The organism is Acidithiobacillus sp. 'AMD consortium' (genome assembly GCF_008926505.1).
In the GTDB taxonomy this organism is placed as follows: Bacteria; Pseudomonadota; Gammaproteobacteria; order Acidithiobacillales; family Acidithiobacillaceae; genus Acidithiobacillus; species Acidithiobacillus ferridurans.
Window position 1 is genome coordinate 425,747 of sequence record NZ_CP044411.1, and the last position, 26,474, is coordinate 452,220.

The 26,474-nt window shown below is 62.5% G+C and carries 31 protein-coding genes; 22 read left to right on the top strand and 9 right to left on the bottom strand.

Going from position 1 to position 26,474, the window contains the following annotated elements:
* Positions 1 to 183: 183 nt before the first annotated feature.
* Together F6A13_RS02355 and F6A13_RS02360 are read right to left on the bottom strand one after the other, a co-directional pair.
* Entirely contained in the window at positions 184 to 402 is a 219-nt protein-coding gene (locus F6A13_RS02355; RefSeq protein ID WP_126604858.1) for a DUF2892 domain-containing protein, read from the bottom strand.
* A 143-nt stretch (positions 403 to 545) separates the two neighbouring features.
* Complete coding sequence (locus tag F6A13_RS02360) at positions 546 to 773, bottom strand: hypothetical protein (RefSeq protein WP_225981915.1); 228 nt, start codon at positions 771 to 773, stop codon at positions 546 to 548.
* 51 nt (positions 774 to 824) lie between these two features.
* Between F6A13_RS02360 and F6A13_RS02365 the strand changes: the two genes are divergently transcribed.
* Positions 825 to 1,244: a hypothetical protein gene (locus tag F6A13_RS02365; protein ID WP_126604860.1), complete on the top strand. Its 420-nt coding sequence runs from the start codon at positions 825 to 827 to the stop codon at positions 1,242 to 1,244.
* Here F6A13_RS02365 and F6A13_RS02370 read toward each other — a convergent pair.
* Positions 1,231 to 1,608 carry a type II toxin-antitoxin system VapC family toxin gene (locus F6A13_RS02370; protein WP_126604862.1) on the bottom strand — a complete coding sequence of 126 codons (378 nt, stop codon included), beginning with the start codon at positions 1,606 to 1,608 and terminating at the stop codon, positions 1,231 to 1,233. The two genes, F6A13_RS02365 and F6A13_RS02370, sit on opposite strands and share 14 nt — an antisense overlap.
* A 5-nt stretch (positions 1,609 to 1,613) precedes the next feature.
* Positions 1,614 to 1,859: a type II toxin-antitoxin system Phd/YefM family antitoxin gene (locus tag F6A13_RS02375; RefSeq protein ID WP_113526930.1), complete on the bottom strand. Its 246-nt coding sequence runs from the start codon at positions 1,857 to 1,859 to the stop codon at positions 1,614 to 1,616.
* 503 nt (positions 1,860 to 2,362) lie between these two features.
* On the opposite strand from F6A13_RS02375, the gene tal reads away from it, so the two are divergent.
* Positions 2,363 to 3,454: a transaldolase gene (gene tal, locus F6A13_RS02380; protein ID WP_113526929.1), complete on the top strand. Its 1,092-nt coding sequence runs from the start codon at positions 2,363 to 2,365 to the stop codon at positions 3,452 to 3,454.
* 25 nt (positions 3,455 to 3,479) lie between these two features.
* Here the strand turns inward: tal and F6A13_RS02385 are convergent, their stop codons facing one another.
* The gene (locus tag F6A13_RS02385; protein ID WP_113526928.1) at positions 3,480 to 4,253 is read right to left on the bottom strand and encodes an enoyl-ACP reductase; all 774 of its coding nucleotides are present in this window, start codon (positions 4,251 to 4,253) and stop codon (positions 3,480 to 3,482) included.
* A 25-nt stretch (positions 4,254 to 4,278) separates the two neighbouring features.
* Positions 4,279 to 6,117 (bottom strand): LysM peptidoglycan-binding domain-containing protein, encoded by a 1,839-nt coding sequence (locus F6A13_RS02390; RefSeq protein WP_113526927.1) that lies wholly within the window; start codon positions 6,115 to 6,117, stop codon positions 4,279 to 4,281.
* Between the two features lie 226 nt (positions 6,118 to 6,343).
* Between F6A13_RS02390 and gltX the strand changes: the two genes are divergently transcribed.
* The 12 genes from gltX (at position 6,344) to F6A13_RS02450 (ending at position 16,989) form a co-directional block, all read left to right on the top strand.
* Complete coding sequence (gltX, locus tag F6A13_RS02395; RefSeq protein WP_126604863.1) at positions 6,344 to 7,744, top strand: glutamate--tRNA ligase; 1,401 nt, start codon at positions 6,344 to 6,346, stop codon at positions 7,742 to 7,744.
* 42 nt (positions 7,745 to 7,786) lie between these two features.
* Positions 7,787 to 7,990 (top strand): hypothetical protein, encoded by a 204-nt coding sequence (locus F6A13_RS02400; RefSeq protein WP_181710120.1) that lies wholly within the window; start codon positions 7,787 to 7,789, stop codon positions 7,988 to 7,990.
* A 145-nt stretch (positions 7,991 to 8,135) separates the two neighbouring features.
* Positions 8,136 to 8,345 (top strand): DUF2281 domain-containing protein, encoded by a 210-nt coding sequence (locus tag F6A13_RS02405; protein WP_126604865.1) that lies wholly within the window; start codon positions 8,136 to 8,138, stop codon positions 8,343 to 8,345.
* Between the two features lie 97 nt (positions 8,346 to 8,442).
* Positions 8,443 to 8,745, top strand: a complete 303-nt coding sequence (locus F6A13_RS02410; protein ID WP_225981916.1) for a type II toxin-antitoxin system VapC family toxin — start codon at positions 8,443 to 8,445, stop codon at positions 8,743 to 8,745.
* 401 nt (positions 8,746 to 9,146) lie between these two features.
* Positions 9,147 to 9,338 (top strand): hypothetical protein, encoded by a 192-nt coding sequence (locus tag F6A13_RS02415; protein WP_126604867.1) that lies wholly within the window; start codon positions 9,147 to 9,149, stop codon positions 9,336 to 9,338.
* 52 nt (positions 9,339 to 9,390) lie between these two features.
* On the top strand, positions 9,391 to 11,328 hold the full coding sequence (locus F6A13_RS02420) for an aconitate hydratase (RefSeq protein ID WP_113526961.1): 1,938 nt from the start codon (positions 9,391 to 9,393) through the stop codon (positions 11,326 to 11,328).
* A 2-nt stretch (positions 11,329 to 11,330) separates the two neighbouring features.
* Complete coding sequence (icd, locus tag F6A13_RS02425) at positions 11,331 to 12,617, top strand: NADP-dependent isocitrate dehydrogenase (RefSeq protein WP_172959411.1); 1,287 nt, start codon at positions 11,331 to 11,333, stop codon at positions 12,615 to 12,617.
* Between the two features lie 9 nt (positions 12,618 to 12,626).
* Positions 12,627 to 13,790: an ADP-forming succinate--CoA ligase subunit beta gene (gene sucC, locus F6A13_RS02430; RefSeq protein ID WP_113526921.1), complete on the top strand. Its 1,164-nt coding sequence runs from the start codon at positions 12,627 to 12,629 to the stop codon at positions 13,788 to 13,790.
* Position 13,791: 1 nt separating this feature from the next.
* A complete protein-coding gene (locus tag F6A13_RS02435) occupies positions 13,792 to 14,136 on the top strand; it encodes a hypothetical protein (RefSeq protein WP_126604869.1) in 345 nt (114 codons plus the stop codon).
* A complete protein-coding gene (gene sucD, locus F6A13_RS02440; protein WP_126604871.1) occupies positions 14,133 to 15,005 on the top strand; it encodes a succinate--CoA ligase subunit alpha in 873 nt (290 codons plus the stop codon). Before F6A13_RS02435 ends, sucD begins: the two co-directional genes overlap by 4 nt.
* Entirely contained in the window at positions 15,005 to 16,654 is a 1,650-nt protein-coding gene (locus F6A13_RS02445) for an NAD+ synthase (protein ID WP_126604873.1), read from the top strand. The genes sucD and F6A13_RS02445 overlap by 1 nt, the downstream gene beginning before the upstream one ends.
* Positions 16,651 to 16,989, top strand: a complete 339-nt coding sequence (locus F6A13_RS02450; RefSeq protein ID WP_113526917.1) for a P-II family nitrogen regulator — start codon at positions 16,651 to 16,653, stop codon at positions 16,987 to 16,989. The genes F6A13_RS02445 and F6A13_RS02450 overlap by 4 nt, the downstream gene beginning before the upstream one ends.
* 33 nt (positions 16,990 to 17,022) lie before the next feature.
* On the opposite strand, the gene F6A13_RS02455 is transcribed toward F6A13_RS02450, so the two are convergent.
* Positions 17,023 to 17,778, bottom strand: coding sequence for an outer membrane protein assembly factor BamD (locus tag F6A13_RS02455; protein WP_126604875.1), 756 nt, complete (start codon positions 17,776 to 17,778; stop codon positions 17,023 to 17,025).
* Positions 17,779 to 17,806: 28 nt separating this feature from the next.
* Here F6A13_RS02455 and rluD point away from each other — a divergent pair, with 28 nt between their 5' ends.
* The 8 genes from rluD to def are packed head-to-tail and all read left to right on the top strand — an operon-like array spanning position 17,807 to position 23,516.
* Positions 17,807 to 18,766 carry a 23S rRNA pseudouridine(1911/1915/1917) synthase RluD gene (gene rluD / locus F6A13_RS02460; RefSeq protein ID WP_126604877.1) on the top strand — a complete coding sequence of 320 codons (960 nt, stop codon included), beginning with the start codon at positions 17,807 to 17,809 and terminating at the stop codon, positions 18,764 to 18,766.
* Entirely contained in the window at positions 18,756 to 19,508 is a 753-nt protein-coding gene (gene pgeF / locus F6A13_RS02465) for a peptidoglycan editing factor PgeF (RefSeq protein ID WP_151528017.1), read from the top strand. The genes rluD and pgeF overlap by 11 nt, the downstream gene beginning before the upstream one ends.
* A gap of 1 nt (position 19,509) precedes the next feature.
* Positions 19,510 to 20,058: a cupin domain-containing protein gene (locus F6A13_RS02470; RefSeq protein ID WP_113526914.1), complete on the top strand. Its 549-nt coding sequence runs from the start codon at positions 19,510 to 19,512 to the stop codon at positions 20,056 to 20,058.
* Positions 20,055 to 21,227: a RuBisCO large subunit C-terminal-like domain-containing protein gene (locus tag F6A13_RS02475; protein ID WP_151528018.1), complete on the top strand. Its 1,173-nt coding sequence runs from the start codon at positions 20,055 to 20,057 to the stop codon at positions 21,225 to 21,227. Before F6A13_RS02470 ends, F6A13_RS02475 begins: the two co-directional genes overlap by 4 nt.
* Positions 21,227 to 21,880, top strand: a complete 654-nt coding sequence (locus F6A13_RS02480; RefSeq protein WP_225981917.1) for an HAD-IB family phosphatase — start codon at positions 21,227 to 21,229, stop codon at positions 21,878 to 21,880. Before F6A13_RS02475 ends, F6A13_RS02480 begins: the two co-directional genes overlap by 1 nt.
* Positions 21,870 to 22,490, top strand: a complete 621-nt coding sequence (gene mtnB, locus F6A13_RS02485) for a methylthioribulose 1-phosphate dehydratase (protein ID WP_113526911.1) — start codon at positions 21,870 to 21,872, stop codon at positions 22,488 to 22,490. The genes F6A13_RS02480 and mtnB overlap by 11 nt, the downstream gene beginning before the upstream one ends.
* A gap of 1 nt (position 22,491) precedes the next feature.
* Positions 22,492 to 23,013, top strand: coding sequence for a glycine cleavage system protein R (locus tag F6A13_RS02490; RefSeq protein WP_113526910.1), 522 nt, complete (start codon positions 22,492 to 22,494; stop codon positions 23,011 to 23,013).
* Positions 23,013 to 23,516: a peptide deformylase gene (def, locus tag F6A13_RS02495; protein ID WP_126604881.1), complete on the top strand. Its 504-nt coding sequence runs from the start codon at positions 23,013 to 23,015 to the stop codon at positions 23,514 to 23,516. The genes F6A13_RS02490 and def overlap by 1 nt, the downstream gene beginning before the upstream one ends.
* Positions 23,517 to 23,584: 68 nt before the next feature.
* Here the strand turns inward: def and F6A13_RS02500 are convergent, their stop codons facing one another.
* Positions 23,585 to 25,171: an APC family permease gene (locus F6A13_RS02500; RefSeq protein WP_151528019.1), complete on the bottom strand. Its 1,587-nt coding sequence runs from the start codon at positions 25,169 to 25,171 to the stop codon at positions 23,585 to 23,587.
* 168 nt (positions 25,172 to 25,339) lie between these two features.
* Entirely contained in the window at positions 25,340 to 26,473 is a 1,134-nt protein-coding gene (rfbB, locus tag F6A13_RS02505; RefSeq protein ID WP_113526907.1) for a dTDP-glucose 4,6-dehydratase, read from the bottom strand.
* Between the last annotated feature and the right edge of the window lies 1 nt (position 26,474).

Here is a 26,474-nt window from a genome sequence, read left to right on the forward strand (position 1 = left end):
TGTCAAAATGAAGGACTAATTAAATCATAAAGCGCCGGTCATGGGTATGCGTGGCGGCGGGTGCCGCACGAGGAGTGTCGTCATGGCCTCACGACCCGGTCGGACCTTTGCAACAGCCAGGAACGGCTTTGTTGCCTCGCACCAGGGGGCGGATAGGGGCTTGCCCCATGGCGCTGAGCCGGCTCAGTGGACGGTGGGGGTGCTGTTGCCGCTCTTTTTGCGGCCGTCCAAGAAGGCATAAACGGGACAGTAGCCAAAAATCCCCGTAGCGATGAGGAGATAGCCGGACAGCGTCCATTCCCAGAATGGCCAGGGGTACCAGAGCAGAACGGCGGCGATTATGGCGCCGAAGTAAATACGCAGCCAGCGCTCGGTGGTGTTCATGTTTTTGATGACTTTCACGGTCCTGCTCCTCCGTAAATCAGAGAACCATATGTGAATTGCACTATAGGTCTGATCGGGGCGCCCTGCAACAGCATCGCCGACTCCGCCAGGTGCCATCCCGGATTGGCTGGACGCGCGGGCCTTCTGCCCCGTTTGCCCGCTTACCCCGGCAGTAGCGCATCTACCCGGTGCCGGGCGATGGAGTGGCCGTGGGCGGCGGCCTTCGAGGGCCACTTCAGGCCCAGGGCGTTTTTCGCCGCGGGGTCGCCCTCGTCGGCATGAATGATGTGCTGGACGATCTGCTCGCCCAGCGTCAGGGGGATTCGCCCTTTCAGGCTGTCCAGGGCACCTTCCAGACGACGTCCGTTGCCCCGCGTCGGCCCGCGCATTGTTCTCCGGTCATGGTACCGTCTTCTATCCATCTCAGGATGGAGCGGGTCGTGACCCTCGCCAGCATTGCGGCGGTGGGGGTGCGGATGGCGGGGCTATCCAGGGGAGGGGCATCACATCCTCCAAATGCGCATGTCGCCGTCTGCGCGGCTCTGCTTGGTAAAGCGCGTCGTGTCCGTCAAATCTTCCGGCAGTACGCGGGACAAAATTATGTTCCCGTATATTGGCGCATTACGACAACGGCTTCCGCACATTTTTTAACGCGTTGCACGGACGGTTTTGTCGATACCGAACGTCATGGCGCTTGCAGTGATGAAAAGGTATATACTGTGCGAGTGTCCAGCCATATCCCGGATGAGGGCCGCGCAAGCAATCCCGTACCAGCGCATTCACTTTGTTCCGTATCCCAGCGCTGGTTTCTTTTCCGTGACGACACTAAGCGTGAAACCGCCATCCCTATGTTTTTATGATGGTATCGCTGTAACAGGCCACCATCGCGTCATGAGTGATCAGTCGCATAGGTTCGACAAGCGCTTGCGCGACCAGAATTCGGTCGAACGGATCGGCGTGATGTGCCGGCAAGTCCTCGACGGCCGCCGCATGCTCGGGCTCGACCGGCAAGAAACGGTAACCAGATTCACCAAAGTAGCGCATCGCCTCCTGGCTGGATACCGGCATGTCGCCGCGTCCAAGACTGCGCTTGATGGCGATCTCCCAGATAGTCGCGGCGCTGATCCAGATCGAAGACTTCGGCAACTCGATCATCTCCCGTGCCTTTTTCGATAACTTCGGGCTGTCGGTAATCGCCCAAAGGGCGACATGGGTATCCAGCAAGAGATTCAGGATTGCTCACCGAAAAACATGCGGGCCACTTCGGCATTGTGGGTATCGATGCTGTCCGGCACATCGAATTTGCCTTTGGCAACACCGATGCGCTTACCACCTGGCGATGTTTCCATGGGCACGAGCTTAGCTGCTGGACGGCCGTTACGGGCAATAACGATTTCACGCTCCTGCCCCTTCTCGATGGCGTCCACCAAGCGGGACAGCGAGGACTTCGCTTGTAGCATGTTGACTGAGTGCATCCTAATTCTCCAGCTTCGGCAACCCCATCACATTTTCGGCGCGGAATGGTTGACCTTCTCCACGAGACCACACTTAGTCTAGTTTAGCTAATAGCCAAACGCAATATGCTTAACCTCGGTCCGCGATCTGCATTCCGCAAGCCGTTTGGTACTCGTACCGGGTTTCCTGAATTATAAGCCCCTGACATAATGGCCTTATGGATGTGTATGGATCCTGACCATTCTGGCCACACCCTCATCGAACTCATGGACATCACCGCCATCATCGACAATCCAGCGGCGGTCGCCATTCCCAAATATTTTCGCAGCATCCAAATCGCCAGCGCCCTATCCGTCATCGGCCATTTCCGCATCGCGGCGGGCATCCTCACGTGGTGCGCAGCGAGTTGCAGGCGCTGTATGAAGTTGGACTGCGGCAGGCACCTTCCTTGCCCGACTGTGGTCTACACTGAAGATCAGAGAGGTATCGGGCAGTTCGGCGGAATCACGTCAGGAGAACCAGCATGGCAACGGATTTACGGGCACTCAGGAAGCAGATCGGACAAAGCATCTGGCTGGACAATCTATCGCGCACCCTCATCCACGACGACATTCTGCGGCGTTATATCGACGAGGACGGGATCAGCGGGGTGACGTCCAACCCCAGCATCTTTCAGAAGGCGATTCACTCCAGCCCCTACTATCGGGACGACCTTTGCCGGCCCGCGGACTCCGCGGAAGAGTTGTACGAGCGTCTGGTGGTGGAGGATCTGCGTAACGCCTGCGATCTGTTGCGGGCGGTGCATGTGGAAACGGACGGCGACGACGGCTGGGTGAGCTGGGAGGAGTCGCCGCGGCTGGGCCAGGATGAGGCCGCCACGGTGGCCGAGGCGCTGCGGCTGCGCGGGCTGGTGCAGCGGGATAACCTGTTGATCAAGGTGCCGGCCACGCCCGCCGGTATCCGCGCCTTCGCCACACTCATCGGTCAGGGGGTGTCGATCAATGTGACCCTGATGTTCGGGCTGAAGCATGTTCATGAGGTGTTGGCGGCCTATCAGAAGGGCTTGACGCAGTGGGTGGTGGGCGGCGGTGATCCGCGTAAGGTGAAGGCGGTCGCCAGTCTCTTCCTGTCGCGGGTGGATACGCTGGTCGATCAAAAGCTGGAGGCCATCGGCACGCCGGAGGCGCTGGCGCTGCGGGGCAAGGCGGCGGTGGCGATGGCGAAGTCGGCATACGCCATCTATCAGGATGTTTTTCACGGTGCGGGCTTTGCGGCGTTGCGCGCTGCGGGCGGGCGGCCCCAGTATCTGCTCTGGGCGAGCACCAGCACCAAAAATCCGGCCTACCCCGATCTGCTCTATGTCGAGCCGCTGATGGGGCCGGAAACGATCAACACCTTGCCCGACGACACGCTGGCCCGGCTCCGTGACCACGGCAGCCTGGTGGCCCGGGTCGAAGACGGCAGGGTCGAGGCGCAGCGGACCATGGCGCAACTGGCCAGCCTGGGAGTCGATATGGACGGCGCCGTGGCGGAGCAGTTGCAGACCGAAGGCCTGGCCGCTTTTGCCAAGAGTTTCGAGGAGATGCTTGCGGAGGTGAAGCGCGCGATGGGGTGAGACGCGCCGCATCGACCGATACGGCTCAGAAGCCGACGGTGTTGAACCCGGCGTCCACGTAGGTGATCTCGCCAGTGATGCCGGAGGCGAGGTCGGAGCAGAGGAAGGCGGCGGCGTTGCCGACTTCTTCCTGAGTCACGTTGCGGCGCAGGGGCGCTTGTTCTGCATAGTGTTCCAGAATCTTGCGGAAATCACTGATACCGCTGGCCGCGAGGGTGCGGATGGGGCCGGCGGAAACGGCGTTGACGCGGATGCCGTCCGCACCCAGCGAGTAGGCGAGATAACGGATGCTGGCCTCGAGACTGGCCTTGGCGAGCCCCATCACGTTGTAGTTGGTCATGGCGCGCTGGGCGCCGAGGTAGCTGAGGGCCAGCAAGGCGCCCTGCCGACCCTGCATGAGCGGGCGCATGGCCCGGGCCATGGCGGTGAAGCTGTAGGAGGATACCTCGTGGGCGATGCGAAAGCCCTCGCGGGTGGTGGCGTCCAGATAGCTGCCGCTGAGTTCCTCTTTGGGCGCGAAGGCGGCACCGTGAACGCCGATGTCGACGCCGCCCCAGAGCGCTCCGACCTTCTGCATGGCGGCGGCCAGTTGCGCTTCATCCATCAGGTCGAGTTCCAGCGGCGTCGGCGCCCCGATCTGGGCGGCCAGTTCCTCCACCCGGCTTTTGGTGCGTTCGCCCTGATAGGTGAGCAGCACTTCCGCACCCTGGCGGCGCATGGCCTGGGCGATGCCCCAGCAGATGGAACGGTCATTGGCCACGCCGACGATCAGCGCCTTTTTCCCTACCATGAAACCCATTGCAAAACCCCCTATGACAGAATGATCAGCGCGTATAAATGGTAAGGCGTGAGCCCGGTTGAATTTCGCTGGCGGAGGCCAGGCGATTCCACTGAATCAGCGATTTGGGCTGGACATGGAACTGCTGGGCGATCTGCCAGAGCGTGTCGCCCGGACGCACCACGTAAGTCGTGGTTCGCGCCAGGCTGGCGGCGCGCTCCTGGCGGTGGCTGATGGCGGCGACCATGGTCTGTGCCGGGATGTTCAGCACCTGTCCGGGATGGAGAATGGACCGTTGGGTGAGGTGGTTGGCGCGGGCCAGCAGAGAGACGCCGACTCCAGCGCGCTGGGCGATTTGCCAAAGACTTTCACCGGGCCGCACGGTGAGGCGCCGGTTGCCGCGCGCGGCGGTATAGACCTGTGCGGGCATGCTGCCGCCGCCACCCGGGATATGCAGAGTTTCGCCGATCTGCAGGTCACGCGCGGAACGGATGTGGTTCCAGCGCATGAGGTCCTTGACGCTGACCCCGGCCCGTTGCGCGAGCTGGGAGAGCGTGTTGCCGGGACGCACGGTGAGCGCCCGCGTCCGGCTCCGGGCATAGACGGCGTTTTGCAGATGGCCGGACCCGCCGGCGCCGTAGACGACCAGGTGCTGCCCGACCTGCAGGTCGCGCGCGGAACGGAGGTGATTCCAGCGTTTGAGGCTGGCGACGCTGACCCCGGCCCGTTGCGCCAGATGCCAGAGCGTCTCACCGGGGCGGAGGGTGAGGCGACGGAAGGCCGGGCGGGGCACCGGTTGCGGCGCAACGACGGGCTGGGCGGCGGCTTCCTGGGGCATGGTCAGCAGCGCGCTCTTTAGGGTGGCGGCCTTGTCTTTGGGCACCACCAGATGGTAGTCGGCCGGGGCGACGCCGTAGCTCAGCCCGGCATTGAGGTGTTGCAGTTCGCTGACCGGCATGTTCATCAGGTTCGCCGCCACGTTCAGGGCCACGGATTTGGGCGTGGTCACGACCGCGATGTGTGCCGCGTTGGGAATGGAGGGCAGGGAGACATGGTAGGCCTTGGCATTGCGGATGACCTGCGCTAGGGCGAGGAGTTCGGCCACGTAGTCTTCGGTCTGCTGCGGCAGGGCGAGATCCCAGAAATCGGTGGGCTTGCCTGCCGCGACATTCTGTTGGATGGCGGCGGAAACGGTACCCTGCCCGGCATTGTAGGAGGCGATGGCGAGGAGCCAGTTGCCGCCGAAATAGTTGTAGAGATAGGAGAGATAATCGAGGGCCGCGTTGGTGGAGGCGATGAGACTCAGGCGAGGGTCGCCATAGCGGGTGTTTTGCAGGCCGAAATTGCGTGCGGTGCCGGGTATGAATTGCCAGAGGCCCGCCGCGGCAGCCGGGGAGTAGGCCCTGGGGTTGTAACCGCTCTCGATGGCCGGCAGCAGCGCCAGCTCCATGGGCATGCCGCGTTCCGCAACGGCGTTCACCACGTAATATAGGAAGGGGCGGGAGTTGTCGAGGATCTGTTCCAGCTTGCCCTGATGTTGCAGGAACCAGGTGCGCCATTTATCCACTTCCACGCGGGAGACGTCGCTGATGCGCAGGCCGTCGTCGATATGGGTCCAGACATTGCCGGTTCCCGTCTGGTTGCCAAAGGCGCCCGATGCCTCGAACCGCTGCAGAGTGGCCGACAGGCCGGAGACGGTGCCGACCGGCCCCGCTACCGGTTCGCTGCTTTGCAGGTCCACGTTCTGCGCGCCGGCGTTCAGGGCCTGTGCTACGCCGCTCTGGAGGTCACCTTGTTGCAGGCCTATGGTTTGGCTATCCGCCCATGCCATAGGAATGCCGCCGAGTGCCACCAGCGTGGCCATAGCGATAACTCGCTTCTTCATACTCCCTCCTGGCGGGCCGGAACCACAAGGGGTGTCCCGCAGATATAATGCCTTATACAAGGATATCATTGTAAACATGGGGTTGGCATCAGGCTTGCTGACTGCTATCCCGATAGTAAGCAAAATGGATGCCTTCCGTCAAACGATGTTCGTCGCTCCGCGCAGGATACCGGCGAGTCGGAGAGGCTGTTATCATCGCCCTTTTAGCCGCCTCAGGTTGCGCATCATGTCCGTCCGTACCCGTTTTGCTCCCAGTCCCACCGGTTATCTGCATATTGGCGGTGTCCGCACCGCACTCTACTCGTGGTTGCACGCGCGTCAGCAGGGGGGGCGTTTCATTTTGCGTATCGAGGATACGGACGTGGAGCGTTCGACGCCGGAAGCAACAGTCGCCATTCTGGAGGGAATGGCCTGGCTGGGGCTGGACTGGGACGAGGGACCGTTCTATCAGATGCGGCGCATGGACCGCTACCGGGAAGTGCTGGCGCAGATGCTGGCGGCGGGAACGGCCTACCATTGCTATTGCAGTCGGGAAGAAGTGGAGGCCATGCGCGAGGATCAGCGCCAGCGCGGCGAGAAACCGCGCTATGACGGCCGTTGCCGGCAGCGCACGACGGCGCCGGAGGGGGTTGCGCCGGTGATCCGCTTCCGCAGCCCGGACGACGGCGAAACGGTGGTGGAAGACCTGATTCACGGTACGGTGCGCTTTCAGAATAGCGAAATGGACGACCTGATCATCGCCCGCTCCGACGGAACGCCGACCTACAATTTCTGCGTGGTGGTGGATGACTGGGATATGGGCATCACCCATGTGATCCGCGGCGACGATCATCTCAACAACACCCCGCGGCAGATGCAGATTCTGCAGGCGCTGGGCGCGCGGGTGCCGGTTTATGCCCATGTGCCGATGATTCTCGGTCCGGACAAGCAGAAGCTGTCCAAGCGTCACGGGGCGGTGAGCGTGCTGGAATATCGTGAGCAAGGCTTCCTGCCCGACGCGCTGCTCAATTTTCTGGTGCGGCTGGGCTGGTCCCATGGCGATCAGGAAATTTTCACCCGCGAGGAAATGGTGGAATTTTTCCGCATCGACGCGGTGAACAAGGCGGCATCGGCCTTCAACGCGGAGAAGCTGCTGTGGATCAATGCCCAGCATATGCAGCGGCTGACGCCGGAGGGGTTGGCGCAGCATCTGCTGCCTTACCTCGCCGCCGTGGGCGTAACCGAGTCTTTGCTGGTGGCCGGGCCGGAGCTTTCGGCGGTGGTGGCGCTGTTGCAGGAGCGCTCCAAGACCTTGGTGGAGATGGCTGCGGCGGCGGCGATGTTTTATGTGGCGCCGGTGGCCGGTGAACCCAAAGATGTGGAGAAGCATCTGCGCGGACAGGGCGCCTTGCTGGTAATCCTGGCGCAGGCGCTGGACGTGTTGCCGAACTGGGAGGCGGCGGCGATTCACAGCGTGATTCAGGAACTGGCGGTGACCCATGCCGACGGCAAGATGGGCAAGGTCGCGCAACCCCTGCGGGTGGCGGTGGCCGGGCGGGCGGTGTCACCACCCATCGATGCGACCCTGGCCTTATTGGGTAAGGAAGAGACGTTGGCGCGTCTGCGGCGGGCGGGACGATGGGCGTGACGTGCGGCGGCGGAGCGTGGGGCGACAATGCGGGGAAACGCGATGGCGACTAACAGGCCGAACAGTTTCGGTATTCGCGACAACCGCACGCATGGCAAAGTTGCGGACTTTCTGGTCGAGAAGATCAATGCCGGCAGCCATTTATCGGTTGTCTCGGCATATTTCACCATCTATGCCTATGAGGCGCTGTCAGCCGAGCTGGAGGATATCGGGCATCTGAACTTTCTTTTTGGCGAACCACGATAACTCGTCAACTTCTGGCCGATGCCTCAGAGCAGGTAAAACACACTTCGGATTTTGACCTTATCACGTGGTTGGTCATCAAGTAACATTGAGCCAGCGGGAATATCGCTGATGGATTTTCGCCATTGTGCGGACCAGAAGGAGAAGGATGATGAACAATCTAGTTGAAGCAATCGACAAGGAAGCCAGCACGCTGCCACCGGAGTTTCAGCGAGAAGTGCTCGATTTCATCGGTTATTTGCACGCAAAAAGCAAGCGCAAATTCGATCCGGCATGGCTGGAACGGGCATGGGGCGCCGCACCCGACTTCCCGGACCGGCCGCAACAGCTTCCACTATCTGACATACAAGGACTGTGATGGGCTATCTTCTTGACACCAACGTCTGTATTGAAATTTTGCGTGGGCGCAATTCGGCTTTAAAAGCGCGCCTTGCGACCAAGGCCTGAATGAATTGGTGTTGTGCAGCGTGGTATGGGCGGAATTGCAATGCGGCGCTCGTCTTGCGCAAAATCCGCCGCAAGAACTGTCAAGGCTACAAGATGCGTTTGGTCATTGGCCGCGCCAGCCATTCGACGATTCGGCAGCCGAAGCTTATGGAGAAATTCGCGCACACCTCCAGCGCGCTGGTCGCCTGATCGGTGGAAACGACTTGCTGATTGCGGCAATTGCCCATACAAATAGACTGACCCTGGTGACGCACAACACCGGCGAATTCACCCGTGTGCCCACCTTGCCCGTTGAAGACTGGCAGGCATGAGCATGACAAAGCCGGAACGATAAATTGGCGAGTGATAATCAACTACGCACACGCCTTGAAGATGCCCTGAAGTCAACGGCCACCGGCGACTTGCGCACAAGCGCCCTCGAATTGCTCTCAATGCTCGGCTACGCCAGCAACAAAACCTTGGACTGGCCCACGCAGCAAAAAATTCGTTCCATCCAGCTTCGAGCAGTTGTACAAGGCTTGGATGACCGTGCTGGACGTCAAGGCGCTGAACGAGAAGTTCTACCAGGAGTTGGCAGACTGGTACTACTGGGCGCTACGAAAAGAAACAGGGGTGTGCTTTCCCAAAGGCCAGCCGCTGGATGATTCGCACGATCCAGCCACCACTGGCCGCCCATCGGTTGCGATGATCCGCCTGCCTGAACCAGAACCAGATGGCGGACACGTTCCTCACCACCAAACAGAACGCCGGCCAGCACCTCCGCAACCTCTTCGCCGATGGGGAGCTGGCACCAGAGTCAGTTGTAGAGGATTCCTTTTGGGCCACCCAGCAGTTGCGTGGCTACCTGGTCAAGGGTTTTGCGCTCGCTGCGGATACTTGGCGCGGGGCGGTGCTTTTGCGATGATGGAGGCACCCGTTGTTCCCGACGATTTCCCGTAGATCAGGAGATGCAGTTCATGGCCATGAATGTCACCCAGAAGATTATTGCCGCGCATTTGGTCAGTGGCGCGCTGGAAGCGGGGAGCCCTATCGCTATCCGTATCGACCAGACCTTGACCCAGGACGCCACGGGGACCATGGCCTATCTGCAATTCGAGGCCCTCGGCTTGCCGCGCGTGCGCACGGAACTCTCGGTGTCCTATGTGGACCACAACATGCTCCAGTCGGGTTTCGAGAACGCCGACGATCATCGTTTTCTGCAAAGCTTTGCCGCGAAATATGGCGTGCATTTCTCGCGTCCCGGCAACGGCATCTGTCATCAGGTGCATCTGGAACGCTTTTCCCGGCCGGGTGGTACCCTGCTGGGTTCCGATTCCCACACGCCGACTTCCGGCGGAGCGGGCATGCTGGCCATTGGTGCGGGCGGTCTCGACATTGCCCTGGCCATGGGTGGCTTGCCTTTCAACCTCAATATGCCGCAGGTGGTCGGGGTCAAGCTGACCGGCCGCTTGCAGCCTTTCGTCAGCGCCAAGGACATCATCCTCGAAGTGCTGCGCCACAAGACGGTGAAGGGCGGCGTCGGCAAGGTGTTCGAGTATTTCGGGCCGGGCGTCGCCCACCTCAGCGTGCCGGAGCGGGCGACCATCACCAACATGGGCGCCGAATTGGGCGCCACCACCAGTATCTTCCCCAGTGATACGGTGACCCGCCGTTATCTGGCGGCGCAGGGGCGCGATGCCTCGTGGTCGGAGTGGGTGGCGGATGCCGATGCCCGTTATGACGAGGTGCTGGAAATCGACCTCGACCAGTTGGAGCCCCTCATCGCCTGTCCGCACAGCCCGGACAACGTCCGGAAAGTGCGCGAGGTGGCGGGAACGCCCGTGGCGCAGGTGGCCATCGGATCCTGCACCAACTCGTCCTATACGGATTTGATGACCGTGGCAAGCATGCTCAAGGGAAAGGTCGTCGCTGACGGCGTCAGTCTGGGGGTGTCGCCCGGCTCCCGTCAGGTGATGGAGATGGTGACCAGGGATGGCGGCCTGCTGGACTTCATCGGGGCCGGGTCGCGCATTCTGGAATCAGCCTGCGGACCCTGCATCGGCATGGGCTTCGCGCCGCCCACGGAAGGCGTCTCGGTGCGTTCCTTCAACCGCAATTTCTATGGACGTTCCGGTACCAAGAATGCGGCGGTGTATCTGGCGAGCCCGGAAACCTGCGCCGCCTGCGCCCTGACCGGGGTGATCACTGATCCCCGCGACCTGGGGCTGGCGCCCATTCATGTGCCGGTGCCGGAGCGTTTTCTGGTCGATGACCGGATGGTGCTCGCTCCCGCCGCCGAAGGTAGTCCGGTGGACATCATCCGCGGCCCCAACATCGCCAAACTCCCCACCGGCCAGGCCGCTCCGGCAAGATTGCGGGGCGAGGTGCTGATTCGGCTGGAAGATGACATCACCACCGACCACATCATGCCGGCGGGGGCCAAGGTGCTGCCGCTGCGCTCCAATCTGCCGGCCATTTCGGAGTTTGTCTTCCACATGGTGGATGAGACTTTCCCGGCCCGCGCCAAGGCTGCCGGGGGCGGCTTTATCGTGGCGGGTCACAATTACGGGCAGGGTTCCAGCCGTGAACATGCGGCGCTGGCGCCCCGTTATCTCGGCGTGCGCGCGGTGCTGGTCAAGTCCTTTGCGCGCATTCACCTGGCCAATCTCGTCAACTTCGGTATTTTGCCCCTGACCTTCGTGGACGCGGCGGATTATGCCAGGGTGCAGGCGGGGGATCAGCTCAGCGTGGAGCTCGGTGGGCTGGCGCTGAACAAGGCACTGACCGTGCGCGACGAAACCGGGGGATTCGAGATTTCCGTGATGCCGCAGTTGGCGAGCGCCCGGGACCTGGAGTTGATCCTCAAGGGGGGCGCCCTGTCCTGGGCGCGTGAACAACTGGAGAAGGCATCGTGACCATGACGCATGTTCAGATTCCGGCTCAGGGGAAGCCCATCACCCAGGTGGACGGGGTGCTGCAGGTGCCCGATCAACCCATCATTCCCTTCATCGAGGGGGACGGGATCGGCTGCGATGTCACGCCGGCCATGCGTGGGGTGGTGGATGCGGCGGTGCAGGCCGCCTATGGCGGTCAGCGGCGGATCGCCTGGATGGAGCTTTTTGCCGGGCAGAAGGCGGTGACGCTCTATGGTGCGGGACAGTATTTGCCCGAAGAGACCATGGCCGCTATCCGCGAGTATAAGATCGCCATCAAGGGGCCGCTGGAAACCCCGGTGGGTGGTGGAATCCGCAGCCTCAATGTGGCGCTGCGCCAGGATCTGGATCTTTACGTCTGCCTGCGGCCGGTGCGTTATTTTACGGGCACGCCCAGCCCGGTATGCCACCCGGAGAAGGTCGACATGGTCATCTTCCGGGAAAACGCCGAGGATATCTACGCGGGTATCGAGTGGCCGGCGGGCAGTCCGGAAGCCGAAAAAATCATCCGCTTTTTACAGGACGAGATGGGGGTCAGCAAAATCCGCTTCCCCGCCAGTTCCGCCATCGGCATCAAGCCGGTGTCGGTGGAGGGGTCCGAGCGTCTGGTGCGTCGCGCCATCCAGTATGCGCTGGAGCATGGCAAACCTTCGCTGAGTCTGGTGCACAAGGGCAATATCATGAAGTTCACCGAGGGCGGTTTTCGTGACTGGGGCTATGCCCTGGCCGAGCGCGAGTTCGCCGGACGGGTCTTCACCTGGCGGCAGAAGGCGGCGATCAGCAAGGCGGAGGGCAAGGCAATGGCGCAGCAGGCCGAGCAGCGGGCCGCCGCCGATGGCAAGCTGATCATCAAGGACGTCATCGCCGACAACTTCCTGCAGCAGATTCTACTGCGGCCGGAAGATTATGCCGTGGTGGCCACGCTCAACCTCAACGGCGACTATATTTCCGATGCGCTGGCGGCGGAAGTGGGCGGCATCGGCATGGCGCCGGGGGCGAATCTCTCCGATACCCATGCGATTTTTGAGGCCACCCACGGGACGGCGCCGGACATCGCCGGGCAGGGTAAGGCCAATCCCAGTTCGCTGATTTTGTCGGCGGTGATGATGCTGGAGCATATGGGTTGGGGCGAGGCGGCGACGCGCATCATGGCGGCCATGAACGCGGCCATCGCTGGCGGCGAAGTGACCGGTGATCTGGCGGCGTTGCGCGGTGACGTGCCCGCCCTGAGTACCGCGGAGTTCAGTGCGGCGCTGATGCGTCGTTTGTGAGGAAATATCATGAATTTGCATGAGTATCAGGCCAAGCGCCTGCTTGCCGAGGAAGGGGTGCCGGTGCCTCGCGCCATTCCCGCCTTCTCGGTGCGGGAGGCCGTCAATCAGGCCCGTGAACTGGGTGGCCCGGCCTGGGTTGTCAAGGCGCAGGTGCATGCCGGTGGACGCGGCAAGGCCGGTGGCGTGCGGATGGTGGACAGCATTGCCCAGGTGGAAAAGGCCGCCCAGGAGCTGCTGGGCAAACCGCTGGTCACGGCGCAGACCGGCCCGCAGGGGCAGCACGTGGCGGCTTTGCTGATCGAGGAGCCGAGCCGCATCGCCCGCGAGCTTTATCTGGCCCTGATGGTAGACCGTGGGCAGGCGCGGATCACCTTTCTGGCGACCCGTGAAGGCGGTGTGGACATTGAGGAGCTGGCGGCCTCCCGGCCCGAGGCGCTGCATCGGGTGGTGGTCGAACCCAGTACGGGCTTTCTGCCTTTTCAGGCGCGCCAGATCGGTTTCCGCTTCGGGCTGGACGCCAGCCAGGTGCAACAGCTTACGCGCATCATGCAGGGCATGTATCGCCTGGCGCAACGGCTCGATGCCCTGATGGTGGAGATCAATCCTCTCGCCATCACCGCTGAAGGCAGGCTGCTGGCCCTGGATGCCAAGGTGGTGATGGACGATAATGCCCTATACCGCCACCCCGAGTCCGACGAACTCTTTGACTCTACCCAGCAGGACGGGCGGGAGATCACCGCGCGGCAGTTCGGGCTGAATTACATCTCCCTGGAAGGTAACATCGGCTGCATGGTCAACGGTGCGGGTCTGGCCATGGCGACCATGGACCTGATCAAGCTGCATGGCGGCGATCCCGCCAACTTTCTGGATGTGGGCGGGGGCGCGGCCGCGGACAAGGTCAACCAGGCCTTCAAACTCATCCTCTCGGATACCCGGGTCAAGGCCATACTGGTCAATATCTTCGGAGGCATCACCCGCTGTGATCTGCTGGCGGAGGGCATCATCCAGGCGGCGGCGGAGGTGGGCCTTCACCTGCCGGTGGTGGTGCGTCTGGAAGGAACCCGGAAGGAGGAGGGCATGGCGTTGTTGCGGGGGAGCGGGCTGTCCCTGATCACCGCCGATGGTCTCGCCGATGCGGCGATGAAGGCCGTGGCGGCGGCACAAGGCTGACGTGTCCATCAATATCTTCTGGTTGCAGCGTCTGTGGCCGATGCTGCGCAATTCCGGCCCGCTGATTTCGCGTCTGGCCGACGCTTATGTGAAGCGCGGCGCGGATCAGAAAAGCGCCGAGGTGATGGCGGAAATGGCCGTGCTGCTCGATCAGATCCTCGACGAGCGGCTCAAATCCGTGGCGCAGGCGGGCGATGTGCAGGCACTGCAGCAGGATCTGGCGGCCTTGCGGTCCGAGGTCGCCAAAATTCATCCAGCGCCCCGGCGCAATCCCTATGTGCTTCTCCTGCTTCTGGGAGAGGCGTTGATCGTTGTTCTTCTTATCCTGATTCTGGTGCATCTATGAGCATATTGCTGTCCCGCGACACCCGTGTGATCTGCCAGGGCTTTACCGGCAAGCAGGGGACATTTCACTCGCAGCAGGCCGTGGCTTACGGCACTCGCATGGTGGGCGGCGTGACCCCCGGCAAGGGCGGCAGCCGCCATCTCGATCTGCCGGTGTTTGATACGGTGGCTGACGCTGTGCAGAACACCGGGGCTGAGGCCAGTGTGATCTATGTACCCTCACCTTTCGCCGCCGACGCCATTATCGAGGCGGCTGCCGCCGGTATTCAACTCATCGTCTGCATCACCGAGGGCATTCCCGTGCATGACATGCTGATGGTCAAGCATTATCTGGCAGGCACGGCGGTACGGCTCATCGGTCCCAACTGTCCGGGGATCATCACGCCCGGACAGTCCAAGATCGGGATCATGCCCGGCGCCATTCACCAGCCCGGACGGGTAGGTATCGTCTCCCGCTCCGGCACCCTCACCTATGAAGCGGTGGAACAGACCACCCGTCTGGGCTTGGGGCAGAGTACCTGCGTGGGTATCGGCGGCGATCCGCTGATCGGTATGAGCTTCATCGAGGTCTTGGCGCTTTTTGAGGCGGACCCGCAGACCGAGGTGATCGTCATGGTGGGCGAGATCGGCGGACGTATGGAGGAAGACGCGGCGGGCTTTATCCAGGCGCATGTCCGTAAGCCGGTGGTGGCTTTCGTTGCCGGCTCCACGGCACCCAAGGGCAAGCGCATGGGCCACGCGGGGGCGATCATCGATGGCGGTGCAGGGACGGCGGCGGCCAAATATGCGGTACTGGAAGCGGCGGGCGTCCATTGTGTGCATTCCCCCGCCGATTTGGGTTCCCGGGCCGCCGAGGTGCTGGGGCGCTGATGCGTATCGCCCTGGCGCAGGTCAACTGCCGGGTCGGCGATGTGGCGGGCAACGCCGATCGTCTGCTGGCCGCCGCCGCCGAGGCGCAGGCGGCTGGCGCCGATCTGCTGCTGACGCCGGAGCTGGCGCTCAGTGGTTACCCTCCCGAAGATCTGCTCCTGCGTACCGACTTTCTGCAGGCCTGCGACGCCGCCATGCAGCGTCTCGCCGCGGAAGCGCCCCTGCCCATGCTGGTGGGCCACCCCCGGCGTGTGCAGGAGCACCTCTACAACAGCGCCGGTCTGCTCCGTGGGGGTCATGCCGAGGACTTTTACCACAAGCATTGTTTGCCGAATTACGCGGTATTCGATGAGGTGCGTTATTTCACGCCGGGGGCGCAGTCGCTGGTGTTCGCCTGCGCCGGGATCCGCTGTGGCGTGGCCATCTGTGAGGATGTCTGGTGCGGGCCGGGAGTGGCGCAGGCGGCTCAGGCGCAGGGTGCCGAGTTGCTGCTGGTGCTCAACGCCTCGCCCTATCATCTGAACAAGCAGCGTGTCCGCGAGGATGAGGTGGGCGCCCTGGCGGCCCGCTGTCATCTGCCCATCGTCTATGTGAACCTGGTGGGGGGGCAGGATGAACTGGTCTTCGACGGCCAGTCCTTCGCCGTCGACCGGAACGGGCTGCTGGTCCTGCGCGCCGCCCGTTGCGCCGAAGCGCTGGTGCTGCTGGAGGTGGACCGGGATGACGCCGGCATCCGTTTGCAGGCGGATCAGCCATTGCCACCGGTGCCCGACGAGAGCGCGGAAGTCTACGATGTGCTGCGTCTGGGTGTACACGATTATGTGGAAAAAAACGGCTTTCCCGGCGCGGTGCTGGGCCTGTCCGGCGGGGTGGACTCGGCGCTGACCCTGGCGGTGGCGGTGGACGCCCTCGGGGCGGAGCGGGTTCACGCCTTGATTATGCCCTCCCGCTATACGGCGGAGATGAGCATCGCGGATGCCGTGGCCGAGGCCCGGAGCCTCGGGGTGGGCACCGACATCGTCTCCATTGAGGGGCCGTTCCATAGTTATCTGGAGACCTTGGCGCCCCTGTTCGCCGGGCGTGCGGCCGACACCACGGAGGAGAATCTGCAGGCGCGCATCCGCGCCGCGTTGCTCATGGCCTATTCCAACAAGTTCGGCCACCTGCTGCTGACCACGGGCAACAAGAGCGAAATCGCCGTCGGCTACGCAACCCTGTATGGTGACATGGCCGGCGGTTTTGCGGTCATCAAGGATTGCCCCAAGACGCTGGTCTATCGCCTCGCCCGCTATCGCAATAGCCTGGGTCCGGTGATTCCGGAGCGGGTGCTGACCCGGCCACCATCGGCGGAGCTGGCGCCGGACCAGCGTGATCAGGACAGCCTGCCGCCTTATGAGATGCTGGATGCCATCATCGCCGCCTATGTGGAAGAAGACCACGGTGCCGTGGACCTCATCGCCGCCGGTTTTCCGGCGGAAACGGTGATGCGGGTGCTGCGCCTTATCGACCGTGCTGAATATAAACGGCGTCAGGCTGCGCCCGGTGTGCGGATCAGCGCCCGCGCATTCGGCAAGGATCGGCGTTATCCTATCACCAATGGCTACCATTCCTGGGAAGCTGTGTTGTCTGCGCGAGGAGCTCTGCTATGAAGAAGATTGAGGCGATCATCAAGCCGTTCAAACTGGATGATGTGCGCGAGGCCCTTCAGGAGATGGGGCTGGCCGGCATGACGGTTACCGAAGTCAAGGGTTTCGGCCGTCAGAAGGGGCATACGGAGCTTTATCGCGGTGCCGAGTATGTGGTGGACTTCCTGCCCAAGCTCAAGCTGGAGGTGGTGGTCAGCGACGACATGGCGGATCGCGCCATCGAAGCCATCCAACAGGCGGCGCGGACCGGCAAGATCGGTGACGGCAAGATTTTCGTCGGCTCGGTGGAGCGGGTGATCCGCATCCGTACCGGAGAAGAGGGCGACGAGGCGGTCTGACCGGGGCGGGGGCGGCAATCGCCCCCAACTGGGTCAGCCGGGCTTTGCGCTGCTGCCGAGATCGGCAAGATACTTGCTTCCCGGGTAGTTGTAGGCAAGCACCGCGGCGGTGGTCTGCGCCAGTTGCGGCAGGTTCAGGTGCCGGTAGTCCCGCGTCAGATAGTAGAGCGCCTCTTCCCGCGCCGCGCTCAACTGGTAGCGGGTGATTACCGTGTTGCAGCGGTTTGCCGAGGCGACGTAGGCGTGACGCACATAGTAGAACTTGCAGATATCCAGATTGCGCTGACCGAGGATGTTGATGATCTTGGCTATGCGCAGGCGGGCGTCGGCGGCGTAAACGCTGTGCGGCCAGCGTTTGGCCAGCGTGTCGAGGGTGCTGAGGGCCTCCTCGGCGGGTCGGGGATTTTCCTGTGCTCCCTGAATGGCCTGATAATGGGCGATGCCTTTCAGATACCAGGCGTAATCCACATAGGGATTGGCCGGGTGCAGCTTGATGAAGCGTTCGGCCGCCGCCACCGCCGCCTCGGAATCTCCGCGTTGGTAATAACTATAGGCCGTATCGAGTTGCGCCTGTTCGGCGTAAGGGCCGTAGGGGTAGCGAGTCTCCAGGTCTTCAAAAAGCTTGATGGCGGCGGCGTAGTCGCCGCGATCCATGGCGTGTTTGGCGGGCTGGAACAGCGCCCGGGCGGATTCGTGGCTGACGGTAGAGCTGTCATGGTTGTTCGGAGTGCTGGCGCAACCGGCGATCAGGGCGGTACAGCATAGGGACATCAGTATGCGTTTGCTCATGAAGGACAATAGTCTATAGTGGCGAGCCATGAGCGACGATAGTACGGGACTTCCCATGATTTTGCCAGAGGAGCAGGTCGGCGAGCGCCTCGACACGGTGTTGAGCCAGTTGCTGCCGGAAACCAGCCGCAGCCGTATCCAGGCCTTGCTGCGCGATGGCCGGATTCTGGTGGATGGCGTGCCCGAAAAGCCCAGTGCGCGGGTGCGCGGCGGTGAGCAGGTGATGGTCGACTGGCCGCAGATCGAACCCAGCAACTGGTTGGCCGAGACCCTGCCCCTGCATATTCTGCATGAGGACGCGGATATTCTTGTCGTGCACAAGCCGGCGGGGCAGCTTACCCACCCCGGCGCCGGTCATCCCGACGGCACGTTGGTCAACGGCGTGCTGGCCCATGTGCCGGAGAACGCCTATCTGCCCCGCGGCGGTATCGTCCATCGGCTGGACAAGGACACGACCGGTCTGCTGGTGGTGGCAAAAACGGAAATGGCGCGGCAATCGCTGATCGATCAGCTCGGTGACCACACCATGCACCGCGAGTATCTCGCGCTGGTGACGGGGGCAATGACCGGAGGTGGCCGGGTGGACGCGCCCATCGGCCGGCACGCTCAGGATCGTCTGCGGATGACGGTGCGTGATGACGGCCGGCCGGCGCAGACCGACTACCGGCTGGTGGAGCGCTTCCCCCGTCACAGCTATCTGCGCCTGCGCCTGGCGACGGGGCGCACCCATCAGATTCGTGTGCATATGACGCATATCGGCCACCCGCTGGTGGGCGATCCGGTCTATGGGGGGCGGAGGACGGTGCCGAAAGGACTGGATGAGGCTGCGCTGGCCCGCTGGCGGCAGTTCCGTCGCCAGGCGTTGCATGCCTGGCGCCTGCGTCTTTACCATCCCGCAAGCGGAGAGCTGATGACCTGGGAAAGCCCGCTGCCCGACGACATGACCGAATTGCTGGCGCTGCTGCGCCGTGCGCGTGATGGTGACTGAAGAGGCCGGTTATTGGGTGCCGGACTGGCCCGCGCCCGAGCGGGTGCACGGCGCCGTCACCCTGCGCGGTGGCGGAGTCAGCCGGGGGGCCTACGCCTCCTTCAATCTTGGTGATCATGTGGGCGATGCACGGGAGGCGGTGGCAGGGAATCGGGAACGGCTGCGGGCCGTGCTGAAATTGCCCGGGGAACCCTGCTGGCTGCGGCAGGTGCATGGCACGGAGGTCGCCACCCTGCCGGCGGCGCCGGCCCGTATCCCGGAGGCGGATGGCGCGGTCACCGGCACGCCGGGTGTGGTGCTGGCGGTGCTCACGGCTGATTGCCTGCCGGTCCTGGCCTGCAGTCGGGATGGCCGGCAGGTCGGCGTTTTCCACGCCGGCTGGCGAGGGCTGCTGGCGGGTATCCTGGAACGCGGCGTGGCGGCCATGCGGGTGGCACCGGAGGAGATTCTGATATACTTGGGACCAGCCATCGGGCCCGATCATTTCGAGGTCGGGCCGGAAGTCCGGGCGGCTTTTCTGGCGGCGGACGCCGGAGCGGCAGGGGCCTTTCGCCGTGGGTCCGGCGATCGCTGGCTGGCAAATATTTATGAGCTGGCGCGGCGGCGTTTACGGGGGGCCGGGGTGCGGGCCATTTTTGGCGGTGATCTGTGTACGGTGGCGGACCCCGCGCGTTATTTTTCTTATCGGCGCGACGGCGTTACCGGGCGAATGGCTTCTCTGATCTGGAAGGAGGGCGGTTAGCATGGCGGCTTTGCAATATGCGGAAACGGTGCAGCGGATCACGGATACGGCGCGGATCGCCGCCACGCTGGCGCCTCTGGGCGTCACCTTGCAGGCGATTCCGGTGACCGGCGCGGGGGCCGCGGCGCTGCTGACCGAGCTGCAACCCGATCCGGAGGCACAGGCGGCGTTGCTGACGGCCCTGGATGACGTCTTCCGGCGTTTGCAGCGGGAGAGGGGCTATCAGGAGCGGGATCTGGTGGTGTTGTATCCCCGGCATCCGCAGTTGGCGGAGCTCACCGCCCGTTTTCATCGCGCGCATACCCATGACGATGAAGAGGTGCGCTATATCGTGGACGGGGAAGGCGTTTTCGGCTTCGTTCTGGAAGACGGCGCGCAAGTCGAGTTGACCGTGCATGCAGGGGATTATGTCCATATCCCGGCTGGGGTGGAGCACTGGTTTCGTCTCACGGATGCGCAACGGATCAAGGCGGTGCGCTACTTCAGCGCGCGCGGCGGCTGGACACCGCATTATACCGATCGCGCCCTGCGGTCTTTTCCCAACCCATGACGGCATTCATTGAGGTCGATTACCGGTTTCCCGCCGGGGTGGACGCCCGCTCACAGGCGCAGGCCATCGCCATCGGCCAGACGGCCGGAAGCTGGGATGCGCACTTTCAGCACCGGGAGGCGCAGTTGCGCGGCCATCTGGGGAAGGTGACCGCCGTTACCGAACTGGCGGACGGGTGTCATCAGGCCACGGTGCGCTTCCCCGCCGCCAATGTGGACGGCCGCCTCGGCAGCCTGCTCACCATGATTTTCGGCAAATATTCCCTGGCGGGTCCTGCCAAGGTGGCGGCAATCCGTTTGCCGGAGCACTTCGGACGTTTGCCGCGCTTTGGGCTGGAGGGCATCCGCGCACGATTGGGGGTGCAGGAACGGCCCTTGGTCATGGCCATTTTCAAGCCGGCGCTGGGGCTGACGGCTGAGGACCATGCCGAAATTCTGGCAAAGGTTGCCGTTGCCGGGCTGGATATCATCAAGGATGACGAAATCCTCCCGGACCTGCCGATGGCTGCGGCCCTGGCGCGCTGGGAGGCTTGTGCGCCGGTGATCGAGGCGCGGCGGGATCAGACGGGTCGTGACCTGCTCTATGCGGTGAATCTCTCGGGGGATGCACGCCAGGTGCAAACGCTCGCGCTGCAACTGGTGGCCGCCGGTGCCAATGCGCTGCTCCTGAATGTGCTGGCATATGGTTTCCCGGTACTGGAGGCGTTGGTCGCCGATCCGGACATCGACGTGCCGATCTTCGCCCATCCGTCTCTGGCGGGTGCCTGGTGCGGCGCGCCGGATTACGGGTTTTCTTATGGGGCTCTGCTCGGTACGTTGATGACCTATGGGGGGGCCGATGCGGTGCTCTATCCGGCGCAGTACGGCAGCCTGCCCTTCGCCGCGGCGGACGAATGGGCCATCGTCGAAGCGCTGCGGGCGCGGGGCGTGGCACCGGTGCCTTCATCGGGCGTGCATCCCGGCATGGTTGGGCGCATCCTCGACGACTATGGTGCGGAGGTCATTCTCAATGCGGGGACCGGGATCATGGACCATCCCCAGGGCCCCGCCAGCGGCGTGCTGGCCTTTCGCGAAGCCATCGAGCGCTGGCAGAACGCAGCACCGCGCGCTCTGGAAGATCTGCCCGCCGGGCCCTTGCGGGCAGCGGTGGAAAAATGGGGACAGGGTTGATGCAACGAGCCATCTTTTGCGACTTCGACGGCACCATCGCCCGGAGCGAAGTTTTCGTGGCCCTGATGCGTCATTTTGCGCCGCAGGCTGCCGCCCGGATACTGCCGGAAATCTACGCGCAGCGCCTGACCCTGCGTGACGGCTTGCCGCAGGTGCTGGGCACCATCCCTTCGTGGCGCTGGCCGGAACTGGAGGATTTCGTGCGGGATACGGAGATCCGTCCGGGACTCGACGGGCTACTGGCTCATGCCAACCAGGCCGGTATTCCTTTTATCGTCGTCACCGGCGGCTTCACGCGCATGGCCGAGATCGTCCTCGCCCCTTACCGCCAGGAAATTTACGCCATCCATGGCCTCGAGGTGGATACCACGGGCGAATGGCTGCGGGTGTCCTCCCCCTGGCAGGATGATCACGAACTGGTGGCCAAGGCCGCCGTGGTCGCACACTACCATCCCCGGGATGCCGTTTGTATCGGGGATTCCATCACCGATCTGCGGGTCGCCCGGCAGTGTCCTCTGGTCTGTGCGCGGGACCGCCTCGCGGAATATCTGCGCGCCGAGGGGAGAGATTTCCTGCCCTTCGACGATTTCGCGGACGTGAGCGCCGCTCTCGATCAACGCGGCTGGTGGCGGGAGCCTGCCCATGCAGGATGATCCGCGCACCCATCTCGCTGCGGCGGCCCGCGATTTTTATGCGCGGGGCTGGATGCTGGGCACCGCTGGCAACCTGTCGGCACGCCGCGATACCGATACCTTCTGGATCACTGCCAGCGGCCGCCCCAAGGATCGGCTGGACGCCGGGGATTTCGTTCTGGTGGATCTGCAGGGTCAGGTGGTGCAGGCCCCACCGGGACGCCAGCCTTCGGCCGAGGCCGCCATCCATGAGACGATCTACCGGCACGTGCCCGACGCCCGGGTCATATTCCACGTCCATTCCATCGAGGCCAATCTTTGCGGACACTTCGCGCGGCGGGGCCGGTTGCGTCTGCCGTCGCTCGAAATGCTCAAAGGTCTGGGCGTGCCCGATGCCGAGCCGCACGTGGACCTGCCGGTCTTCGCCAATCATCTGAACGTCGCGCGGATTGCCGAAGATATGGACAGAGAGTTTACCGGGGCACTGCCATGTGTCCCCGGCGCGCTGATTCACCTCCATGGAGTGACGGCCTGGGGCCCGGACTTTCTGGCGGCCAGACACCATCTTGAATTGCTGGAATACTGTTTTCGTTATCTCGTGCAGGCGAAAATCCTCGCCATAGGAGTCTAGGATGAGTCAAGCCCTTCTTACGGTCATCGGCGAGGATCGCCCCGGTATCGTCGCCGCGGTCACTCAGGCCCTGTACACCGCGGACTGCTCCATCGGGGACGCCTCGATGATGCGTCTCGGCGGTTACTTCACCATCATGCAGATCATCGATTACCCGCGTGATCTGGGCTCCGTGGAAATGGCGCTGGACCCGGCCATCAAACGCCTCAATCTGCGCGTACATCTGGACCCCGTCTCCAGTGTCGCGCCGACCGCGGATATGCCGAATACCCGGGTCACGGTCTACGGGGCCGATCATCCGGGCATCGTCGCGGGTGTCACCGGAGCGCTGGCGGCTATCGGGTTCAATGTGATCGACCTGGAAAGCGAGAGCACCGGTAGCCCCGAGCGGCCCCTCTACGTGATGGTCATTCAGGGCTACGCTCCGGAGGGTACGGAGAGCGTCCGCAAGGTCGTAGCGCCGTTGCGCGAAAAGGAAGGGGTGGACATCGGTGTGCATCCCATCGAGTCGGCGGTGTTCTGATGGCCGTACTCCCGATTCTGACTTATCCGGACTCCCGGCTGCAGCGCAAGGCCGATCCGGTCAGCGTATTCGACGACGATCTGCGCCGCTTTATCGATGATCTGACCGAGACCATGTATGCCGGTCCGGGGGGAGTAGGTATTGCGGCGCCGCAGGTGGACCGCGCGCAACGTATCGTGATCGTCGATGTGCGCCCCAAACTGGGAGACGACTGCCATGGGCCTATGGTGCTGATCAATCCCGAACTGGCGGCGTGGGAGGGCATGGCGGTGGGCCGGGAAGGCTGCATGTCGGTGCCGGATTTCACGGGCAATGTCATTCGCGCGGAACGCATACAGCTGCAGGCCCAGGATGTCCTGGGACGGGAGCGGAGTTACGAGTGCGAAGGCTTCGAGGCCAGGGCGGTCCAACATGAAATGGACCATCTCGACGGCCTGCTGTTTCTCGACCGGCTGGTCTCACGGAAGGTCGATCTGTTCCGGCGCAAAAATTACAGGAAGTAGACGGGCAACTACGCTTTGCTCTGCTCGTGCCGGAACACCCGCCGGGGATGGTGGTGTTTCGTGCGAAGCTACAGTTCCACTCCTTCTTTGTTCATGACCGAGAAGTACTCGGATATCTGGCTGTCGGGCACCGTCACCTTCAACGCCCAGACCATGGAGATGAGCGCCAGCACTGCAACGGCCACCATGGACCAGTAAAAGGGGATGACTCCCTGGCCCCCCAATACCTTGGGTCCAAACCAGGAAAGCACCCAGAGCCCTAAAAAATAAGGGAATATCCAGGTGATATGCTTGAACCCCAGGGGAGTGCCAGCACGGCTGCCGCGAATCCTGTATACGATGCCATATATGATCAGGATGGCGAACAGCGTGCCGAAGATGTAAGTCAACGCCTTGAAACCGCCCCAGTAGGCGACGAGTGAAGAAAGGATAAACGCAATGGGCGCGATGATCTGCGCGCCCCACAAGCGGAAAGGTCTTTCCAGGTCAGGCAGGGAACGGCGCAATTGCAGCAGGACGATAGGTCCGATACCGTAGGTGATCACCGAGATGGTCGTAATAAAACCCACCAGTTTCTGCCAGGAAGGAAAGGGTAGGAAGTAGACGCACCCGATCACATAGGCGACGATGATCCCCACCCAGGGCACCCCCCCCTCGGTGATCCTGGTAAAGAAGCTGGGGCCTGCCCCGACTTCGCCGTTGGCGACCACGGCGCGGGCCGCAGATGTGGCATATACCAGAGCGGTGCCTCCCGGAGAGATCAAGGCGTCGGCATAAATCAGGACCGCCAGCCAGCCTATTCCCAAAAGCGAGGCAATGGCGGCGAAAGGACCAAATACCCCGGAAAAACTCAGTTTGGTCCAGCCTTGGGTCAGTTGTGACGGGGGCAAGCTGACCAAAAAGGCCCATTGCAGACCGACGTAAATAATCGCACCGATCACGATGGCACCAATTACCGCCAGGGGAATATGTTTGCCAGGTTCGCGGCTTTCACCACCCAGTTCGATCGCCTGTCGAAAACCCAGGTAGCTGAAGACAATGCCCGATGATGCGACGGCAACGAACATGCCATGCACGTTTTCATGCCAGTGGAGGACATGCAAATTTTCGGGATGATAGGAGAATACGACGAGGACGATCATGGTAAGGACGGGTACGGCCAGTTTCCACCAGCCCAGTCCGGTAAAAATGTTGGCTATCCGGCGAATACCTAAGAAATTGAGCAGGAACATGAACCCCAGAAGCACTACGGAGCTGATGAGTCCCGGGCCGCTCAGCAGGCCGGTGTCGCCTACCAACAGTCCGGGAATATAATTGTTGGCATAGGTCAGTACGGCGACCACCTCCACTGGAGCGATGGCGATGTAGAACATAAACAACAGCCACGCCCAGATCTTACCGAGTAGATTGCCATGTACTACGTTGGCAATATGTGTCGCGGCACCTGCTTTTGGAAATAAAGGTCCGACCTCGGCATAAGTCAGGCCGAGAAACAAAATGGTGATGGCGCCGATCAGCCATGAATAAATACTGAGGGGTCCGGCCACCTGCGCTGCAGCCAGCGGACCAAATAGCCAGCCGGAGCCGATGATTCCACCCAGACTGGCGAAAATGAGCCCTGAAAATCCTACCTCTCTCTTTAGCTTCCCAGCCATGATCGATTGCCTCTTTGAAAGGGTTTTCTGCACCAATACGGTGCTCTTCCAGCACAAAATTGGGTGCTATGCCAAACGCCTTCCAAATGAAGGATTCCATGAGATCACTGTTGCATACGTCCCGTGGCGAGGTGGAAGCCATAAGGCAGGAACCTCGGCGGCTACGCTTTAAGCGCCCCCGTACTGCACATCCAGCCATTCCTGATAACTCCCATCCATGACTTTCTGCCACCACTGCGGATGCTCCAGGTACCAGCGGATGGTCTGACGGATGCCGGTGGGGAAGTCTACGGCGGGTTTGAATCCAAGCTCCCGGGTGATTTTCGTGGCGTCGATGGCATAGCGGCGGTCATGGCCGGGCCGGTCACGGACATGCTGGATGAGATCGGCATTTTTCCGCCCCTGCGCCGCCGCCGAATGAGGAAATGCCTGCAGCCATCGCGGATCTTCGGCGAAGAGTTCGTCCATGATCTCGCCGATGAGCCGCACGATGTCGATGTTGGCCCACTCGTTGCAGCCGCCGATGTTATAGCTTTCCCCTTCCTGTCCCTGTTCCAGGATCGTTGCGATACCCCGGCAATGGTCTTCCACATAGAGCCAGTCACGGATCTGCCGGCCATCGCCATAGATCGGCAGGGGCTTGTTGTGAAGGATGTTGACGATGATGAGGGGAATCAGCTTCTCGGGAAAGTGATAGGGCCCGTAGTTGTTGGAGCAGTTGCTGGTGGTGGTGCTGAGCCCGTAGGTGTGCCGATAGGCGCGGACCAGGTGATCCGCTCCTGCCTTGCTGGCGGCATAGGGGGAGTTGGGGGCGTAAGGAGTCTCTTCGCGAAAGGCGGGATCCTGCGGACCGAGGGTGCCGTATACCTCATCGGTGGAAATATGGTGAAAGCGGTGGGGTATCCATCCCTGCGGTCCGTCCAGCCAGATCGCCCTGGCGATGCGCAACAGATTGTGGGTACCGAGGATGTTGGTCCGGATGAAGGCGTCGGGATCGTGGATGGAGCGGTCCACATGGCTCTCGGCGGCGAAGTGGACGATGACGTTGAGGTGATGGTCGGTCATGACCCGCTCTACCAGCAGGGCATCATTGATGTCGCCCTGTACGAAGCGGAAACCACTGTGCTGTTCCAGCCCTTCCAGATTATGACGGTTGCCGGCGTAGGTGAGGGCGTCCAGGGCGATGAGCGTGGCGCGGGGATGTTGCTGCAGCCAGTAGTGGCAGAAGTTGGCGCCGATGAAGCCGGCAGCTCCGGTCACCAGCAGGCGTTTTTCGACGATGGAGTCAGCGGTAACGGACATT